Here is a 16,412-nt window from a genome sequence, read left to right as displayed (position 1 = left end):
CTCCCCCGAGCTGGGGAAGGGCCCTCTTCTCAACCGGTTTCACTCCATGGGCGGACGTTCGCCCGACGGCATCTCGGCGAGGGTGCCGTCGGCGATGAGGTCGCTGACCGAGGCCGGGAGCACGAACGCGGTGCCGCCACCGGGCTGCTCGAACCACGCGACCGCGGTTCCCCGCAGCGCCTGGATCGGGCGCTGCACCCGGTAGGCCGAGTAGGTCCGGTTGGACCACTGCGGCGGCAGCGAGCGGTGCGTGTACGGCGTGCGCACGGTGTACATCACGTTGCCGTTGGGCTCACCGAAGCGGTCGAGCTCGGTGCCCGGCTGCAGCATGACGATCCGGCGGTCCCGGTACAGCGTCAGCGGCGGTTCGCCGTTGAGCGGCTGGATCTGCTGACCCTGCGGGGCCTGGCCGTTGGCGGGCTGTCCGTTGGGCGCGGCCTGCGGCTGGCCCTGCGGGGGCTGCTGACCCTGCTGCGGACGCGGCGGTCCGGGCGGCGGGCCCTGTCGCTGCGGACCGGCCATGCCGGGGCCACCGGGCCCGGGACGACGCTCGGCGCCACCGACCGGACCCTGCTGCGCGGCGGGGTTGCCGGCCGGGGGAACCGGGGCGTTGCTGTCCCGGCGCGGCTGGCGCTTGGGCAGCGGGTTGGACCCCGGCGCCCCACCGGCCTGCGGCTGCACCGGGTTCCCCGCGGGCGGGGACGGCGGAGCCTGCGGCGGAAGCGGGCGGTCCATCGACGGAGCCGGCTGGAACCGGGTCGGCTCCTCAGCGGGCGGTGCCGGCGGGGCCGGCTCCTGGGACGCCTGCGGCGCCTCCTGGTTGGCGGTGAACAGCGGGTTCCCACCGGTACTCGGGCCTGACTGCTCCGGCTCGCGCGCGGCGCGCTGGGGCAGTTCCGACGCCTGCGGCGTGCGCTGCGGCAGATCGGCCGACGGCTCCGGGGTGCGCTTGGGCAGCTCGGAGGCCGGTTCCGGGGTCCGCTGCGGGAGGTCGGCGGGCTCCTGACCGCGCTGCGGCAGGTCGGCCGGTTCCGGCGTGCGCTGCGGGAGCTCGCTGGCGGGCTCCGGCGTGCGCTGCGGAAGATCGGCCGGTTCCTGCGGCGTGCGCTGCGGGAGTTCGGGTTCCGGCGCGCCGCGCTGCGGCAGGTCGGCGATCTCGGGAACGGCCGGTGCCGGAGCGGCCGACGCCGTCGGCTGCTCCAGCAGCAGCTTGCCGAGCAGGTACGCGGCGGCGTGGTCGACGCGGGCGAACCGGACGTCCTCGTTGCCGGTGACGACCCAGTCGTCGCCGTCCTGCACCAGGCAGTGGGCGTCCGCGCTGCGGCTGCCCAATCGGTAGGCGTCGCTGTCCACCTGGAAGTCGGACAGCCGGTCGTGCAGCTGCGCCAGCACTTCCTGGGCGTCGGGCGCGTCGTCGTCCTCGTCGAGGACGTGCCGCGAACCGGAGGCCGACGGTGCGTCGTCCTCGATGAGCTCGTCGGCCGGCTCGGGAACCTCGTCGACCTCGGGCTCACCAGAGGTGGAGCCGATCGCGGCGGCGCCGGCGGCGACAGCTCCCGCTCCGGCGGCCACCCCGGTGCCCAGGCCGAGGGGGTCGTCCCCGGAGTTCGACTCGGGTTCGCCGACCGCCTCGTCGGGCTGGTCCACCAGCTCGCTGACGGCTGCTTCGCGGGTCTCGTCGTCGACGTCGCCGACGGTGAAACCGCGGCTGCGAACGTGCTCGACCAGCGCCGATTCCGGCGGCATGCCGTACTGGGCGAGGTAGTAGGCCACCGAGCCCGGCCACAGCCAGGTGCCGTCGGTGTGCCAGGTGCCCGGGACGGACTGGGCGCGCTCGGGGTCGAAGTGGTCCTCTTCGTTCTCCCGGGAGGCCAGCACGACCGGGGCGTTCTCCAGGTACTGCCGCAGCGCGCCGACCTCGTCGGCGGGCACCGGGCGGCGCTCGGAGACCACCGGGCGACCTTCGTCGTCGACGTCGTCGAAGACGTTGGTGATCCGGAAGCGGCCGGAGCCGATGGTGGCGGAGGAGAACGCGGCCTCGTCCTCGAGCCCCGCGACCGTGTCCGGCACCACGGGGGTGTCCTCGGCCTGCGAGGATGCGGTGCCGTCGACCCGTTCCTGCATCCAGTCCGGGATGTTGTCCTCGGACCGCGGGTAGCGGCGAAGTTCGTCGACGTAGGCCGCGCGGGGCAGCGGGCGCTGCCACTGCGGCTCGGTGTCGAAGTTGATATCGATTCGATAACTGGACGGGCGCTCGACCACGTAGAGCGCGCTCAACCAGGTGCCCACGTCGGGGCGGTACATGCCCTCCCGGAGGCGCTCGAAGATCTCGCGCAGCTCGACCGGCGGCTCCAACGAGCGTGAACTGCCGTCCTGCGCGGTGAGCTCACCCAGCAGGTCGGTGTATTCGCCGGTGGCGCGGTACTCCACCGTGATCTCCTGCCAGTCCTCAGGAGCGCCTTGTAAAAGCAGAACACCGATCTTGCGGGCGATCTGCTCCTGCTCTTCCGGACTGATCGCTGTCGGACGCGACATGGGTGACATCCTCCCCCTCTCGACGAGGCAACCCGACTCCACCCCGTCGAAACGCTACTCGACGCGGGCCCGGCGTTGTGCGCTGTGTGTGACATCCGCGCCGCCGTTGATCGTCTTGTGGCGGTTTTCAAGATCACCCTGGGTGAGACCGATGATCTCGCCCCAGAGCTTGCCTGCTGAAAGTTCGCATGAACATCACACCACCAGGTGTATTGGATCAGCGAGGGGGCCCGAAAACCAGTAGCGGTACGCCCGTGCCGAACGACACAGTTATCACGTGCTGCGTCCCTACCGACTACTGGCCGCTGTCCCACACGCTCCGTCACTGATGGGCTTCGGCCTGCTCGCGCGCCTCTACACCCCGGCTCAGGTGATGGTCCTGACGTTCCTGATCGCCGAGTGGACCGGTTCCTACGCGATCGGCGGCGCGGTCTGCACCGCCATGACCATCGGCCAAGCGATCGCCGGACCGGTGCGCGGCCGTGCGGCCGACCGCACCTCGGTGGCGAAAGTGCTGGTGGTGAGCGGGTTCTTCCAGTCGGCCGGGTTCGCGGCGATGATCGTGACCACGCACCGGCTGGACGGGGAGCACTGGTGGCTGATGCTGCTGGTCGGGCTCGCCACGGGCCTGGCGTCGCCGCCGTTGGGGCAGGTGGCGCGTTCGATGTGGCCGCGGATCGCCGAGGGCGAGGCGCGCGAGGCCGCCTACGCGGTCGAGGCGACGCTGCAGGAGCTGCTCTACGTGGTGGCGCCGATGCTGGCGACGTTCGTGGTGGCGGCGTGGAGCCCGTCGGCGGCGCTGGTGGTGCTGGCCGCCTGGGCGCTGATCGGACCCGGTCTGTTCGCCTCGGCGTTGTGGCGGGCCGGGATTCGCGGCGGGCTGGGCAGCGGTGCGCAGCGGGGACGCTCGGTCGGCCTGGTGCGGGTGCGGGGGTTCACGTCGATGATGTGCTTCTTCAGCCTGTCGGTCGGCGCGCTGGTCTCGGTGGACCTGGTGCTCGTCGGCTGGGCCCGCGAGCGGGGCGAGCCCGGCTTGGCGGGAGTCATGGCGATGATGTGGGCGCTGGGGTCGCTGGTGGGCGGTCTGGTGATGGGTGGTTTCCCGCGCTACCGCTTGGGAGTTCGGTCCGGGCTGGCCGCGCTCGGCCTGTGCGCGCTGGTCCCGGCGCTGCCGCCGGTGTCCAGCGGATCGCCGTGGGTGATCGGGGCGATCCTGGCGGTCGGCGGTGCGGCGATCGCGCCGCTGCTGGCGGCCTCCAACGGTCGGCTGGCCGATCTGGCACCACCGGAACGCCGGGGCGAGGCGTTCGGCTGGACGACCACCGCGAGCACGATGGGGATCGCGATGGCCAACCCGCTGGTGGGCTCGATGATGGACCGCGGCGGGCCGGCCCTGGCCGGGGTGACGTGCGCCGCGCTGGCCGTCGCCGCGTTCGGCGTGGTGCTGGTGCACCTCCGCCGCTCCGGTCCGCTGCGGCCCGCCGCGGAAGTGGTCGGAGAAGTCGCGGAGAAAACTGCGGACCGGCGAGGTCAAGCCGCGACCGATCTGCCACGATGAGAAGCTGTGAGCGCGACGATTCTCGACGGCAAGGCCACCAAGGACGCGATCTTCGAGGAGCTGCGACCCCGCGTCGCCCGGCTCGTCGAGCGAGGGCAGGCCCCGGGCCTGGCAACGGTGCTGGTCGGAGACGACCCGGGTTCGCAGTCCTACGTGCGCGCCAAGCACAACGACTGCGCGAAGGTCGGCATCAAGTCGATCCGCAAGGACCTGCCCGCCGACGTCAGCCAGGCTGACGTGGAGGCGGTGATCGACGAACTCAACGCCGATCCCGAGTGCACCGGATACATCGTGCAGCTGCCGCTGCCCAAGCACCTCGATGCCGGACCGCTGCTGGAGCGCATGGCACCGGCCAAGGACGCCGACGGCCTGCACCCGATCAGCCTCGGCCGGCTGGTTCTGGGCGAGGAGGCTCCGCTGCCGTGCACCCCGCGCGGCATCATCGAGCTGCTGCGCCGTCACGACGTCGAGCTCAACGGTGCGCGCGTGGCGGTCGTCGGTCGCGGCATCACCGTCGGCCGTCCGATCGGCCTGCTGCTGACCCGCCGCAGCGAGAACTCCACGGTGACCCTGTGCCACACCGGCACCAAGGACGTGGCCTCGGAGGTCTCCCGCGCGGACGTGGTGGTCGCAGCCGCGGGCGTGCCGCACCTGATCACCGCGGACATGGTCAAGCCGGGCGCGGCGGTGCTCGACGTGGGTGTCACGCGCACTGAGGACGGGCTGGCCGGTGACGTGCACCCGGACGTCGCCGAGGTCGCCGGTTTCCTGTCGCCGAACCCCGGCGGCGTCGGCCCGATGACCCGCGCGATGCTGCTGACCAACGTCGTCGAGGCGGCCGAGCGCAACCTGGGCTGAATTCGGCGCGGGGACTGGAGGAACGTGAGCGACTGGATCCCGGACAGGTACCGCCTGTCCGTCCACGTGCCGTTCGGCCTGGTGTGCGGCATCGGGCTGATCGGGTTTCTGCTGGTGGCTCTGCAGCACTGGCGTCGCGGCACGGTCGTGCTCGGTCTGGCTCTGCTGGTGGCGGCGGGGCTGCGCGCGATGATCCCGTACGAGCGCGCCGGTCTGCTGGCCATCCGCAGCCGCGTGGTGGACATGCTGCTCTACAGCGGTTTCGGCGTGGTCATCATCTCCATCGCCATGACCATCCGAGGCCTGTTCGGCTGACGAGAACCCCAAGAGGCAGGCGCCCCACCAGGGACGCCTGCCTCTTTCACGTCCACAAGAGACAGTCCGCGAAAGACCACGAGCTCCAAGCAGACGGTTCTCGCTGACAGCCTGGTTCCCCGATTTCAGTGGAAGTCGGGTCCGGGGTTTCAGTGGAAATCGGGGTTCTGATTTCCACTGAAATCGTTCAGTCCCACCAGAAGGACCAGGTGCGGCGGCCTCGGATCTCGCCTGCGTAGGCCGAGATCGAGCCGGTCTCCTGCAGGATCCGGTCGGGGCAGAAGGTCCAGTGCTCGGCGGCGACCTGGGCGGCGTGCTCGGACGTTTGCGGCGGGGCGGCGACGCTCATGTCCAGGCGGTCCGGGCCGAGCCGCAGGATGCGGGCGCCGAAGCGCTCCTCCCAGCTGCGCACCATCGCCGACAGCCCGGCGGTGCGCGAGACGTGGTTGGCGGCACCGGACCAGCCGAGCACCGTCAGGACGTCGGCACCGCGCTTGACCGGCACGAGGGCCAGCCGGGTGTCGCCGTCGACGAGCTTCGGGAGTTGCTGGTTGGCCAGCACGTCCGGATCGGCCAGCAGGTTGCCCGCCTTGGCGGGGCCCGGGCAGGTGTAGTCGAAGGGCGTCAGGACGTCGAGGTCGTAGGCGGGGCCGAGTTCGTCGTCGGCCTGCACCAGGCCGTCCCAGATCCGCACCATGACGTCGTAGACGCGCCAGCGGTCGATGTGCTCCAGCGGTTCGGGGGCCGTCACTCCGACGGTGCAGCGCTCGCCGAAGGTCTCGTCGCTGTCGCACAGCAGCAGCGGCCACAGCCCGCTGCGCCGGTGCTCGGCGCGCAGCGCGGCGGCCAGTTGGGGCCTCGGGGTGTCCAGGCTGATCCAGCACAGCGGTGTCGGGTAGGCGGCCATCGACATCCGCTCGGTGAGGATCTCGCCAGGTGGCAGCTCGGTGGAAAGCCCTGAACTGATGCCGAAAACCGCAGAAAGATCGGCCGGTGCCCCCGCGTCCCGGTCGTCTTGCAACACTTCACAGCCTCCTCGCGATTCCCGTTGGAACCACCTTAAGGACGTGGGGCGTTTCGTGGGAGCCCGGGATGGTGCAAACCAGCTAACATTTCGGGTTTTCCGCCCGTCGGGTGCCGGGCAGCAGCACGACGCGGCCGGTCTTCTTCCCGGATTGGTGCAGGTCGAGCGCCTGCTCGTCGTCCTGGAGCGGCATTCGTCCGGCCGTTCCGATGGCGCGGATCTCGTCGGCGACGGCCGGCTGCGCGAGCAGCGTTCCGACTCCGCCGTGCACCGGCACCGTTCGTCCTCTTCGGACGTTCGCGGCGTGCTGAGCCTCGAGGTGACCGGTCAGTTCGCAGGGAGGAGGTCGGCCCGGAACCGCCGTTCCGGGCCGAGGTGGATTCGGTCCTCGCCGAACCGCGGGAGTGAGGCCGGCCGCTGGGAGCGACCGGCCGTGCTACTCGCCTCGGCGAGGGGAAGGGGCTTCGACCACGCAGTCGGAACCCGGGAACACCAGGCCGACGTGGCCGTCGGTGTAGCGGACCCTGTACGGCGGTTCGCCGTCCGGTCCGAGGACCTCCAGGATCTCCCCGTACTTCTCGGCCTCGTCGACGTGCTTGCTGTGCACGTGAAGCTGATCGCCCACGACTGCTCTCATCGCACATCACCTCCGCTGCTCCAGGCTAAGTGACATGCGACACGGTCCGCATGGTCGTCAGCCGCCCAGGCGGGAACAGGTCGTGGTGACGGCCTGGTACTTGTCCAGCTGGGCGGAGGTCCACTCGGCGCTGGCCTCGATGTCGATCTGACCGTCGGCCACCTGCTGAACCGACTCCTGCACGTCGAGCAGGTTCTGCTTCAGCGTTGCGTCCGCGGTCTTGTCGGCGAGCTGCTGCAGCTCGGTGACCTTGGCCTGCGCGTCGGCTTGAGCCTTCTGCGGGTCGGCGAAATTCGGCACGAAGTTCGCGGCGTTGATCGCCTGCAGGCACGCCTGCGCTGTGTCCAGGCTCTGCTGGGCGCCCTGGAGCTGCTGGTTGGCCTGCTGCAGTCCCTGTTGGGCCTCCTGGATCTCGCCGCACGCGGCGAGGCCGGCCAGCAGTGGCAGCGACACGACCGCCGCTGCGATCCGCATTCGAGCTCGCATCTTCCCTCCGGGGACAAGGAGCGGTGCCCACATGGCACCGCAGGTGCACCTTATCGGTCAGACCAGAGGGATTGTGCCGTTTGTCTTGTTTTACGTGCTAATGGTCTAAACCCTACTCCGGGTGGCTCAGGGGCTTGCCTCGATCCAGGCCATCAATCCCGGTGGCAGGTCCAGTCCGGCCAGCCACGGGGCCACGCCGAGGCGGTAGAGCACCACGCAGGTCAGCGCCGCCGCCGCGAGGGTCAGGCCGGGTCCGATGATGGCGAGTTCGACGGCGCCGCCGGTGCGCATGCGCAGCTTCTTCGGCGGCGCGACCGGGTACCAGGTCTTGCCGCCCAGCGGTACCGGCCACAGCATCGGGCAGCCCTGCTCGGTGATCGCGTCGCCGATGAAGTGGGCGACGCAGCCGATCATCACGGCGAGCCCGAACGCGGCCGCGTCGGTCGGTTGGTCGCCCGCCCAGGCCCAGCAGGCCACCGTGAGCAGCAACGATGTGACCGCGATGAGCAGCGCGTCCTGCCGCGAGCTCCAGGTGTGCATCAGCCCGCGCACCGCGAGTCCGGCGAAGAAGAACATCAGCACGCCGAGCGCGCTGCCCTCGCTGGTCTGCACGATCGCGGTGGTGATCAGCCCGGCGAGGACGGCGAAGACGACGGTGTGCGTGAAGCCGCGGTGGGTGCCCTCGCGATCGCTGTCCCTCTTGGTGCGGGTCAGCCGGTACAGGAAGCCGCTGAAGCCGCTGATGCCCGCGGAGAAGCCCTTGGATATGGCGCCGAAGGTGGCCGCGACGGTGGACGACGGGTGATCGATGTCGGGCAGCAGGGCCGCGCCTGCGGAAAGAGTGGCTCCGACCACCCAGGTCTTGGGGGATAATTGCCCTATCGCGTGCGTGTCGGCCAGGGCGGTCACCGCTGCCCATGCGGCCAACCCGCTCATCGCGTGCGTCGGTCCTGTCGCCATGTCTCTCCTGCTCGCCTGCGCCGAACACCTGCTCGACAAGATCACTCGTCCGTGAGTTCGAGAGTAGAAGAAGATCGCGGTGCAGCTCGGCATTGCCCGGGGAGTGGCAGCTGTGAATCTGGCTTCGGATGTGCCGTGACCCTGGTGGCGGCCGACGGGGGCAAGGCACAATCGAAGGCGCTAGCAGTACGCTTGTACCGCTTGCATTCTCGCGAGAGGAGCACCCCGCCACATGAGCAAGATCAAGGTCCAGGGCACGGTCGCCGAACTGGACGGCGACGAGATGACCCGGATCATCTGGTCCTTCATCAAGGACAAGCTGATCCACCCCTACCTGGACATCAACCTCGACTACTACGACCTCGGCATCGAGCACCGGGATGCCACCGACGACCAGGTGACCGTCGACGCGGCGAACGCCATCGCCAAGCACGGCGTAGGCGTCAAGTGCGCCACCATCACGCCTGATGAGGCGCGCGTGGAGGAGTTCGGCCTGAAGAAGATGTGGCGGAGCCCGAACGGGACCGTCCGCAACATCCTCGGTGGCGTCATCTTCCGCGAGCCGATCGTCATCTCCAACATCCCGCGGTACGTGCCGACGTGGACCAAGCCGATCGTCATCGGCCGTCACGCCCACGGCGACCAGTACAAGGCCAGCGACTTCAAGGTCCCGGGCCCGGGCACCGTCACCATCACCTACACCCCCGAAGACGGCTCCGAGCCGATCGAGATGGAGGTGGCCAAGTTCGGTGAAGACGGTGGCGTGGCGATGGCCATGTACAACTACCGCAAGTCGATCGAGGAGTTCGCGCACGCGTCCTTCCGGTACGGCCTGGAGCGCGGCTACCCGGTCTACATGTCGACCAAGAACACGATCCTGAAGGCCTACGACGGCATGTTCAAGGACGTGTTCGAGGAGATCTACGAGGCCGAGTACAAGGCCCAGTTCGAGGCCAAGGGCATCACCTACGAGCACCGGCTGATCGACGACATGGTCGCCACCGCCCTGAAGTGGGAGGGCGGCTACGTCTGGGCCTGCAAGAACTACGACGGTGACGTGCAGTCGGACACCGTCGCGCAGGGATTCGGCTCGCTGGGTCTGATGACCTCGGTGCTGATGACCGCTGACGGCAAGGTGGAGGCCGAGGCCGCGCACGGCACGGTGACCCGCCACTACCGCCAGCACCAGCAGGGCAAGCCCACCTCGACCAACCCGATCGCGTCGATCTACGCCTGGACCCGCGGCCTGCAGGCCCGCGGCAAGATGGACTCGACGCCGGAGGTCATCGGCTTCGCCAACGCGTTGGAGCAGGTCGTCATCGAGACCGTCGAGAGCGGCAAGATGACCAAGGACCTGGCGCTGCTGGTCGGCAACGACCAGGCGTTCCAGACCACCGAGGAGTTCCTCGCGACGCTGGACGAGAACCTGCAGAAGAAGATGGCCGACCGCTGATCTTCGGCTGACGCGAAGCGCCGCTACCACCCCGGGTGGAGCGGCGTTTTTGCGTTCCCGGGCCACGGCGAGCACCTGCCGGGGATCTGCGTCGAGGGCGGCACCGGAGCCGAAATCGCACCTCGCCGCCGGGTGCCGCCGACGTCCCGCGAAGGCCAGGGGTGGGTGCGAACGGCCGAAACCCGCTGGGCTAAACTCTTCACCGCTGGCGGAGAGATCCGCCGAGCGCGATTAGCTCAGTGGGAGAGCGCTACCTTGACACGGTAGAGGTCACTGGTTCAATCCCAGTATCGCGCACCAATTGTATTCCCAGGTGAGAGCCCCAACTGATGGTTTCCATTGGTTGGGGCTCCAACTGTTTTGGGAGCATTTTGGGAGCAGTTGATCTTGGCTTACTGTGTTCATCCCATCTGTGTTCAGAGTTTCAACGTGACAGCGTCCGGACTGTCGTGGCAGTGCGGGGCGCGCGATCACCTAATCGGTGGCAGGGTTTCGTGAGCGGGCCGGTGGTTCGGAGCGATCGGTCGTGTGACATGTCCCGGTGTCGGTGTGATTTCACCTCTGAGTCGGTCAGCCCGGTCGTCGGCATGGTTTGGGCTGGGTTGGCGCAGTCGGTGTCGCGACCGGCAAGCAGGAGTTCAGGTCCAGCGAGGGAACTGTCGTCAGCCAACGTTTCCTTCGTCGGTTGTCTCTTGGCATCGGTGGCCCGGATTAGGGGTTCCGTTAGGTGTGGGAGCAGCTAGGGATTACGGACGCGTTGTTCTCACGCCCATGCGCAACTTCCACATGTCGATCACGTTTTTGAGGCGGTGAAAGGTAGTGTGAGCGCACACGGAGCTGGTCCAGCAAGCCGCCGAGACTGCCGAACGCTTCGTGGCCCCGCTCGGGCGCCGTTGGGAGCATGTTCAGGCAGTCGCCGCACGAGCGTCCGAGCTCAGCGACGCCGTGCCACAACAGGACCAAGGCACCTTGGTCGCCGCGGCTTGGCTCCACGACATCGGATATGCCCCAAGAGATCGGCCACACCAAGTTCCACCCGCTCGACGGTGCCCGGTACCTCCGGGAACAGGGGTGGTCGGAGGTGATCGTGAACCTCGTTGCGCACCACTCGGGGGCACGGTTCGAGGCAGCCGAGCGCGGGATGTCCGACGAGCTGGCCGAGTTCCCGTTCGAGGACTCCGCTTTGTTGGACGCCGTGGTCACGGCCGACCTCACCACGGGGCCGGCTGGGCAGCGCTTGACCTACGACGAGCGAGTCGAGGAGATCTTCAGCCGCTACGCCCCGGAGGACCCGGTTCACCGCACGTGGGTCAAGGCGCGTCCAGTGCTCGCCGAAGCCGTCTTGCGCACCGAACAGCGCTTGACTGTTCAGAGGTTGGCGCCTAATCCCAGGTAGTGCTGCGTGCGGGGCGCGCCCAGTGCGTGATCGATGCGCAGGCGCATCGAGGCGCGAACGTTCAGCTGATCGAGATCTGTTGGGACTACCCGGCGACTTCTTCTGTTTTCGCTGCCGCCTTTGTGCGGCTGACATGGCTTCGAACAGGCGAGAACGGCTGGATCAATCCTGCATCGCCGGGGTTGGTATCGGCGCCGATCAGGCGCACGACCTTGACGTCCACACCGGTTTGCTCATTGATCTCACGGGTGCGGATTCGCCAGCGTCATGGCCGCTGACGGTACGCACTTGCGGATCACCTCCACGCAGGTGGAGAGCACATGGGTTTGCGGCCATCGGCCGGAGCCTGCTGCGGACCACCTCCATGCGGGTGGAGAGCACGGTTACGTGGTCGAGGTCGGGGAGTGGTGGTTCGGACCACCTCCACGCGGGTGGAGAGCACTCGAGCCGACGGTGGAGGAGATGATCTCACCGCGGACCACCTCCACGCGGGTGGAGAGCACGTCGTGATCGGTGGCAGCCCCTGCTCGAACTCCGGACCACCTCCACGCGGGTGGAGAGCACACTTCGTGAACTGGGGTTTTTGGAGGTTGCCTGTTCGTTTGGTGCTGGCGTTGTCTGGCTTATGGGTCAGCTGATTACGGCGGTGAAGTGGGTGTCGATGAGGTGCTGGACCTCGCTGCTGACTGGGTGCGCACTGGTGTTGGTCACCCAAGCCTGGTCGTCGTGTTCGGTGAGTACGACATCTTGTCGGGGATCGACGCTTCGCTGGGTTGTTGACCACGTGTGCTGACGTGTGTGTTTGCCGGAGCCGGAGGTGTAGTCGAATGCGCCGAGGTATCCGGTGATGTCCGCGATGATCAGGCCGGTTTCCTCGCTGACTTCCCGGCGCAGTGCAGCGTAGAGGTCGGCGTCGTGGCTTTCGACCTTGCCGGACGGTAGTTCCCACGTGCCGCCACGGAAGTCATCGACGGGGCGCTTGAGCAGAAGGACCTCGCCTTGGTAGTCAATGACGGCGCCGACGACTTGCTGTTCGATGCCGTCGTTGGCGTCCTGTGTGTTGAGTTCTGTGAGAGTGGGCATGTTCATGCGGTCGGGTCTTCCTTCAGTTCGTGACGGTGTGTCCAGATCTTGGTGAACGCGGTCAGGTAGTCCTCGGTGAGCGCGTCATCGTCGTGGGGCACAGGGAGTTTGAGAGTGTGCCGATGCAGCGCGTCAGCGATGGGGAACTGTCCGGGACGATAGCGCGGCCAGCCTTCGGGCAGGTTCGGAAACGCTGGGTTGGGCGCGTTGAACAGTGGGTGATCGCTCAGTGGTCGTGTGGACCCCGGCTGGTCGACGTCGACTCCCTCGGCTTGGAGTGCTTCGACCACACGATGAGTGGGGATGCCGTCGCACTGTTCGGGATGGTGCTGAATGGCCAGTGCATACCACGAGGGGGCCACGTCGTTGGGAGGCTCAGGCACGGTCAGGCCGGCAAGGCCGCGCAGCCTGGCTCGCATCTTTTCGGCGAGCGTCCGGCGCCCGGCAAGGTAGTCGTCCAGCCGGGGCAGCTGCTCGGCCGCTAGCGCGGCGGCCAAGGGGTGGATGCGCAGCTTCAGGCCGGTCCCGGTGACCGCGTAGCGGTGTAGTGGGTGCTCGGCGGGGATTTCGGCACGGCACCGTTTGTTGTACTGGCCGTGCAAAAGCACCCGGTAGTAGAGCTCGTCATCGTTGGTCAGCACGATGCCGCCTTCACCGGCTGAGAGAGGTTTCGGGCCGTTCATGCTGATCGCGGCGAGGTCGCCGAAGGAGCCGACCTTGCGGCCGGACACAGTCGCGCCGGCGGCGTGGGAGGCGTCCTCGATCAGCGCCAGGCCGTAGCGGTCGGCGAGAGCACGGAGCCGCTCGATCTGGGCGGGCACGCCCCACAGGTGTGTCACCGCGATTGCGCGGGTGCGCGGGGTGATGGCTGCTTCGGCGGCATCGGGGTCGAGGTTGCCCAGTGGATCGCAGTCGACAAGTACAGGAGAGGCCCGCAGGTGGAACAGGGGGCTGGCCGTGGCGTGGAAGGTGTAGGCGGGTGCGAGGACTTCGTGCCCGTCATGCAAACCGAGGGCTGCGTAGGCGCTGTGCAGCGCTGCGGTGCCGGAACTGGTCAGCACCGCGTGCCGCACACCGAAGTACGCCGCAAGCTTGTCTTCCAGTTCAGCGATGATCCCGGAGCGATCCGGGATGGACACCGTGGTGGCCAGCTGCGCGATCACGGCGGCCGTGGTTGCGGGTTTGATGGGTGGCCAGGCCAGGTGCGGTAGCGGGCGGTTGAGTACCGGGGTCGCGCCATTCAAGGCGAGTTGTGGGCTCATTCCATGACCTTTCGGGGGTCGATGAAGCGACCTTCGGCCGCGGAGGTGTAGGCGGCGTGGATCAGTGCGGCGTGGGCGAGATGAGACTCGGGGCCTGCGGTGTTAGCGCGAGTCCCGGCCAGCACGCGGCAGAAATGGTTGACCTGGGCTACTGCGGCGGTGGGCCAGGACTGTTCGCGGGTCAGCGACTCCACCACGGTTCCGGTGCGGTCGAGGCGCCGGATCTGGCCGCGTTCGAGCTGCACCGCGCCGTCGGTGCCGGTCACGCGCAAGATCTCGGTTTTCGGGGCCATGCAGCGCGAGAGCAGTACGGTGCCGACCATGCCGGAGTTGTAGCCGAGGGTGAGTGTGGCGGTGTCCTCGGCGTCGTAGTCGTATTCGGGGCGAGCTGTCGCTGAGCAGTGGGCGAGTACCTGGCTGGGCATCCCGAAGTACCACAGGAGCATGTCCACGACGTGGTAGCCCATGTCCAGCAGGCAGCCGCCGCCAGCAAGCCGCGTGTGCCCGCGCCACCCCTCAGCAGGGTCGACCGACAGGGTGTAGGTGGCTTGGAGGTGGTACAGGCGGCCGATGCGTTCAGCCAGGTCATCGAAGGCGGCGTAGATCGGGTTGAACCTGCGTTGCATGGTCACCATGACCTCGATGCCTGCTTCGGCACAGCAGGCTGCCAGTGCGCGTGCCTCGGGCAGGCTGGTGGCCAGGGGTTTTTCTTTGAGCACGTGTACTCCGTGCTCGGCGGCGGTGCGAATGATCGGCGCACCGGCGTGGTGCGGTACGGCTACGACAACGAAGTCCAGGTTCTGCTCGGCAAACATCGCGGCCGCGTCGCGGTAGGAAGGCACGGTGTACTCGCGCCCCACGCTTGCCAGGGCGACGGGGTCGGTGTCGCAGATGGCGACGAGTTCGGCGTGGTCGCTGGCCGTCACGGCAGGCAGGTGGTCGGTACAGGCTTGGTGACCGAGTCCGATCACGCCAACCCGTGACCGGTGCGGCCGCGCAGTCCTGCTGAGGGTGGTTGAGGGAGCAGCGGTGTGGTTTGTCAGGGAAAACATGGGCGCCTCCGGCGATAGACGCGGGTAGGACGCTGCACAGTGCATCTCTGCTCGGTGGGGTGCGGTTAGGGTGAATTGCACGCACGGTGCACTCACGCACACGCACGGTGGAGAGTGACGAGGATGAACGACGAGGCTGCCGAGACGTCAGCCGACCAGGACGAGTTCGTTGCCGAATTCCGGCGCTGGCGCGAAGTACGCGGCCTGTCCCGCACAGCCTTGGGCAAGCTCATGGGCTACCACCGCTCCTACGTGTCCAAAGTGGAAAGCGGAGATGAACCCGGTTCCGCCGACTTCGCCTACGCTGCCGATTCCGCACTCAACAGTGGGGGAACGTTGCGGCGTGCTTGGCGAGGTCGGTACACCGATGCTTCCCCGGTCGCGAAGCGGCCTGAGCCCGAACCGCAGTTGGCGACCGAGGCACATGGGGAGCTGGTCGTAGACCACGACCAAGCCGATCTGGTCTACGACCACGGCGTCTACCGCGCCACCATGCGTCGCAGGCTGGTCAACCAGGGTTCGCAACCGGTCACCCGATATCTGATCCGCATCTCCGTGGACCGCTACCCCGACGATCCGCAGCGCTCGAACCAGCTCTACCGTGATGACCCGCTGACCTGGGATGAGCTCGGCCTGCGCGCCTGGTACGGCCCGGATCGCGACGAGGAACTGCGCTGGACAGTGCAGCACGACCGTGATGCGTTCAAGGAGGTCTGGCTGCTGCTGTCCGGCGAAGCAGGACACTTCCCGCTGTATCCCGGCCGGACGGCCTGGATCGAGTACAGCTACACCGTGCCCGTGGCTAAGTGGGGCAACTGGTTCCGGCGCGCCGTGCGCCTGCCCACCCGCACGCTCTCGGTGAGCCTGGATTTCCCTACTGCACTGGAGCCGACGGTGTGGGGGCTGCACACCTCGTTGGCCGCGGAATCCCTGCCATTTCCTACTGCCATCGCCGACCACCACAGCGGGGACCGCACCCGCTACTCCTGGTCCACCGACAACCCACCGCTTCACTCCCGCTACAAGCTGGAATGGCACTTCCGCCACGACCCGCACACCACGCCGGTCGCCGACGCCCGCCCCGGCGAGGTGATGAGCGCGTTGGGCATCGTCCAGGACGGCGATCCCGCGCTGCGGCGGGAAGCGACCCACCTCAACCTTCCGGAAGAAGCCGACGACGCCCAGCGTGTGGTCGCCGAAATGCATGCCGCCGCCGACCGGGTGGCCACCGCGCATACCTTCGGTAAGGGCATGGGTCTGGCCGCACCTCAGATCGGTATCGACCGAGCGGCCGCGCTGGTACGTCCACCAGACGGTGGTGAGGCAATCGTGCTGTTCAACCCGCGCGTGATCGAAACAAGCGCCGACACCGACGAGCAGTACGAAGGATGCCTGAGCTTCTTCGACGTCCGCTGCCGTATCCCGCGACCGCTGGCCATCCACGTCGAACACCAGGACCTCGACGGCACTCGACGCATCACCCGTTTCGACCGCGGCCTGGGACGCCTCGTCGCCCATGAAGTCGACCACCTCTACGGCATCCTCTGCCGAGACCACCTACCCGACGGGCGCGAACCGACCCCAGTCGAGCAGTATCGCGGCACCGGCAGCGGTTGGCACTACCCCGCCAGCACCCGTGAGCAGCCGCATGGCAGCGCGATCGACGAGAGCTGAGCAACCGAACCAGCTACGAACCCACCTCCACGCGGGTGGAGAGCACTGAGGCGACCATGTGCAGCCGGCTGCCGTGCACGGACCACCTCCACGCGGGTGGAGAGCACATCGGGAAGCCC

General features: G+C 68.1%; 16 protein-coding genes, 1 tRNA gene, 1 pseudogene and 1 CRISPR repeat array. Of the genes and pseudogenes, 8 read left to right on the top strand and 10 right to left on the bottom strand.

Going from position 1 to position 16,412, the window contains the following annotated elements; translation table 11 throughout:
- Window positions 1-39: 39 nt before the first annotated feature.
- The gene (locus AB0J78_RS18140) at window positions 40-2,535 is read right to left on the bottom strand and encodes a glycohydrolase toxin TNT-related protein (RefSeq protein ID WP_363790319.1); all 2,496 of its coding nucleotides are present in this window, start codon (window positions 2,533-2,535) and stop codon (window positions 40-42) included.
- A gap of 277 nt (window positions 2,536-2,812) precedes the next feature.
- Here AB0J78_RS18140 and AB0J78_RS18135 point away from each other — a divergent pair, with 277 nt between their 5' ends.
- Genes AB0J78_RS18135 through AB0J78_RS18125 form a run of 3 tightly spaced genes read left to right on the top strand, consistent with a single transcriptional unit; the run spans window position 2,813 to window position 5,266 of the window.
- The gene (locus AB0J78_RS18135; RefSeq protein ID WP_363790317.1) at window positions 2,813-4,093 is read left to right on the top strand and encodes an MFS transporter; all 1,281 of its coding nucleotides are present in this window, start codon (window positions 2,813-2,815) and stop codon (window positions 4,091-4,093) included.
- 6 nt (window positions 4,094-4,099) lie between these two features.
- Window positions 4,100-4,951 (top strand): bifunctional methylenetetrahydrofolate dehydrogenase/methenyltetrahydrofolate cyclohydrolase, encoded by an 852-nt coding sequence (locus AB0J78_RS18130; RefSeq protein ID WP_363790315.1) that lies wholly within the window; start codon window positions 4,100-4,102, stop codon window positions 4,949-4,951.
- A gap of 24 nt (window positions 4,952-4,975) precedes the next feature.
- Window positions 4,976-5,266, top strand: a complete 291-nt coding sequence (locus tag AB0J78_RS18125; RefSeq protein WP_363790313.1) for a DUF3017 domain-containing protein — start codon at window positions 4,976-4,978, stop codon at window positions 5,264-5,266.
- A 187-nt stretch (window positions 5,267-5,453) separates the two neighbouring features.
- On the opposite strand, the gene AB0J78_RS18120 is transcribed toward AB0J78_RS18125, so the two are convergent.
- The 5 genes from AB0J78_RS18120 to AB0J78_RS18100 form a co-directional block, all read right to left on the bottom strand.
- Window positions 5,454-6,290: a DUF4253 domain-containing protein gene (locus AB0J78_RS18120; RefSeq protein WP_363790311.1), complete on the bottom strand. Its 837-nt coding sequence runs from the start codon at window positions 6,288-6,290 to the stop codon at window positions 5,454-5,456.
- Window positions 6,291-6,372: 82 nt separating this feature from the next.
- Window positions 6,373-6,567, bottom strand: coding sequence for a hypothetical protein (locus AB0J78_RS18115; RefSeq protein WP_363790309.1), 195 nt, complete (start codon window positions 6,565-6,567; stop codon window positions 6,373-6,375).
- Between the two features lie 159 nt (window positions 6,568-6,726).
- Window positions 6,727-6,927, bottom strand: a complete 201-nt coding sequence (locus tag AB0J78_RS18110; protein WP_132677523.1) for a DUF1918 domain-containing protein — start codon at window positions 6,925-6,927, stop codon at window positions 6,727-6,729.
- Window positions 6,928-6,984: 57 nt separating this feature from the next.
- Complete coding sequence (locus AB0J78_RS18105; RefSeq protein ID WP_363790306.1) at window positions 6,985-7,413, bottom strand: hypothetical protein; 429 nt, start codon at window positions 7,411-7,413, stop codon at window positions 6,985-6,987.
- A 126-nt stretch (window positions 7,414-7,539) separates the two neighbouring features.
- A complete protein-coding gene (locus AB0J78_RS18100; protein WP_132684852.1) occupies window positions 7,540-8,373 on the bottom strand; it encodes a metal-dependent hydrolase in 834 nt (277 codons plus the stop codon).
- A gap of 232 nt (window positions 8,374-8,605) precedes the next feature.
- On the opposite strand from AB0J78_RS18100, the gene AB0J78_RS18095 reads away from it, so the two are divergent.
- The 4 genes and pseudogenes from AB0J78_RS18095 to AB0J78_RS18080 all read left to right on the top strand — a co-directional run bounded on the left by AB0J78_RS18095 (window position 8,606) and on the right by AB0J78_RS18080 (window position 11,222).
- Window positions 8,606-9,826 (top strand): NADP-dependent isocitrate dehydrogenase, encoded by a 1,221-nt coding sequence (locus tag AB0J78_RS18095; protein ID WP_363790304.1) that lies wholly within the window; start codon window positions 8,606-8,608, stop codon window positions 9,824-9,826.
- 225 nt (window positions 9,827-10,051) lie between these two features.
- Window positions 10,052-10,126 (top strand) — tRNA-Val (locus AB0J78_RS18090).
- Between the two features lie 573 nt (window positions 10,127-10,699).
- Window positions 10,700-10,780 (top strand): annotated as a pseudogene (locus AB0J78_RS18085) (phosphohydrolase); the annotation flags it as partial.
- Between the two features lie 49 nt (window positions 10,781-10,829).
- Window positions 10,830-11,222, top strand: a complete 393-nt coding sequence (locus AB0J78_RS18080; protein WP_363790477.1) for a phosphohydrolase — start codon at window positions 10,830-10,832, stop codon at window positions 11,220-11,222.
- 85 nt (window positions 11,223-11,307) lie between these two features.
- Here AB0J78_RS18080 and AB0J78_RS18075 read toward each other — a convergent pair whose 3' ends face one another.
- The 4 genes from AB0J78_RS18075 to AB0J78_RS18060 all read right to left on the bottom strand — a co-directional run bounded on the left by AB0J78_RS18075 (window position 11,308) and on the right by AB0J78_RS18060 (window position 14,538).
- Window positions 11,308-11,445 carry a hypothetical protein gene (locus AB0J78_RS18075; RefSeq protein WP_363790302.1) on the bottom strand — a complete coding sequence of 46 codons (138 nt, stop codon included), beginning with the start codon at window positions 11,443-11,445 and terminating at the stop codon, window positions 11,308-11,310.
- Window positions 11,446-11,513: 68 nt separating this feature from the next.
- A CRISPR array of direct repeats spans window positions 11,514-11,786; the repeat unit is 29 nt; unit sequence CGGACCACCTCCACGCGGGTGGAGAGCAC.
- Between the two features lie 66 nt (window positions 11,787-11,852).
- Window positions 11,853-12,311 carry an NUDIX domain-containing protein gene (locus AB0J78_RS18070; protein WP_363790300.1) on the bottom strand — a complete coding sequence of 153 codons (459 nt, stop codon included), beginning with the start codon at window positions 12,309-12,311 and terminating at the stop codon, window positions 11,853-11,855.
- Window positions 12,308-13,567 carry a DegT/DnrJ/EryC1/StrS family aminotransferase gene (locus AB0J78_RS18065; RefSeq protein ID WP_363790298.1) on the bottom strand — a complete coding sequence of 420 codons (1,260 nt, stop codon included), beginning with the start codon at window positions 13,565-13,567 and terminating at the stop codon, window positions 12,308-12,310. The genes AB0J78_RS18070 and AB0J78_RS18065 overlap by 4 nt, the downstream gene beginning before the upstream one ends.
- Complete coding sequence (locus AB0J78_RS18060; RefSeq protein WP_363790296.1) at window positions 13,564-14,538, bottom strand: Gfo/Idh/MocA family oxidoreductase; 975 nt, start codon at window positions 14,536-14,538, stop codon at window positions 13,564-13,566. The genes AB0J78_RS18065 and AB0J78_RS18060 overlap by 4 nt, the downstream gene beginning before the upstream one ends.
- A gap of 204 nt (window positions 14,539-14,742) precedes the next feature.
- On the opposite strand from AB0J78_RS18060, the gene AB0J78_RS18055 reads away from it, so the two are divergent.
- Window positions 14,743-16,293 carry a peptide deformylase gene (locus tag AB0J78_RS18055; protein WP_363790294.1) on the top strand — a complete coding sequence of 517 codons (1,551 nt, stop codon included), beginning with the start codon at window positions 14,743-14,745 and terminating at the stop codon, window positions 16,291-16,293.
- Window positions 16,294-16,412 lie beyond the last annotated feature (119 nt).

The organism is Saccharopolyspora sp. NPDC049426 (assembly GCF_040676935.1).
Taxonomy (GTDB): domain Bacteria; phylum Actinomycetota; class Actinomycetes; order Mycobacteriales; family Pseudonocardiaceae; genus Saccharopolyspora.
This window is presented reverse-complemented; position numbering and strand designations above follow the sequence as displayed.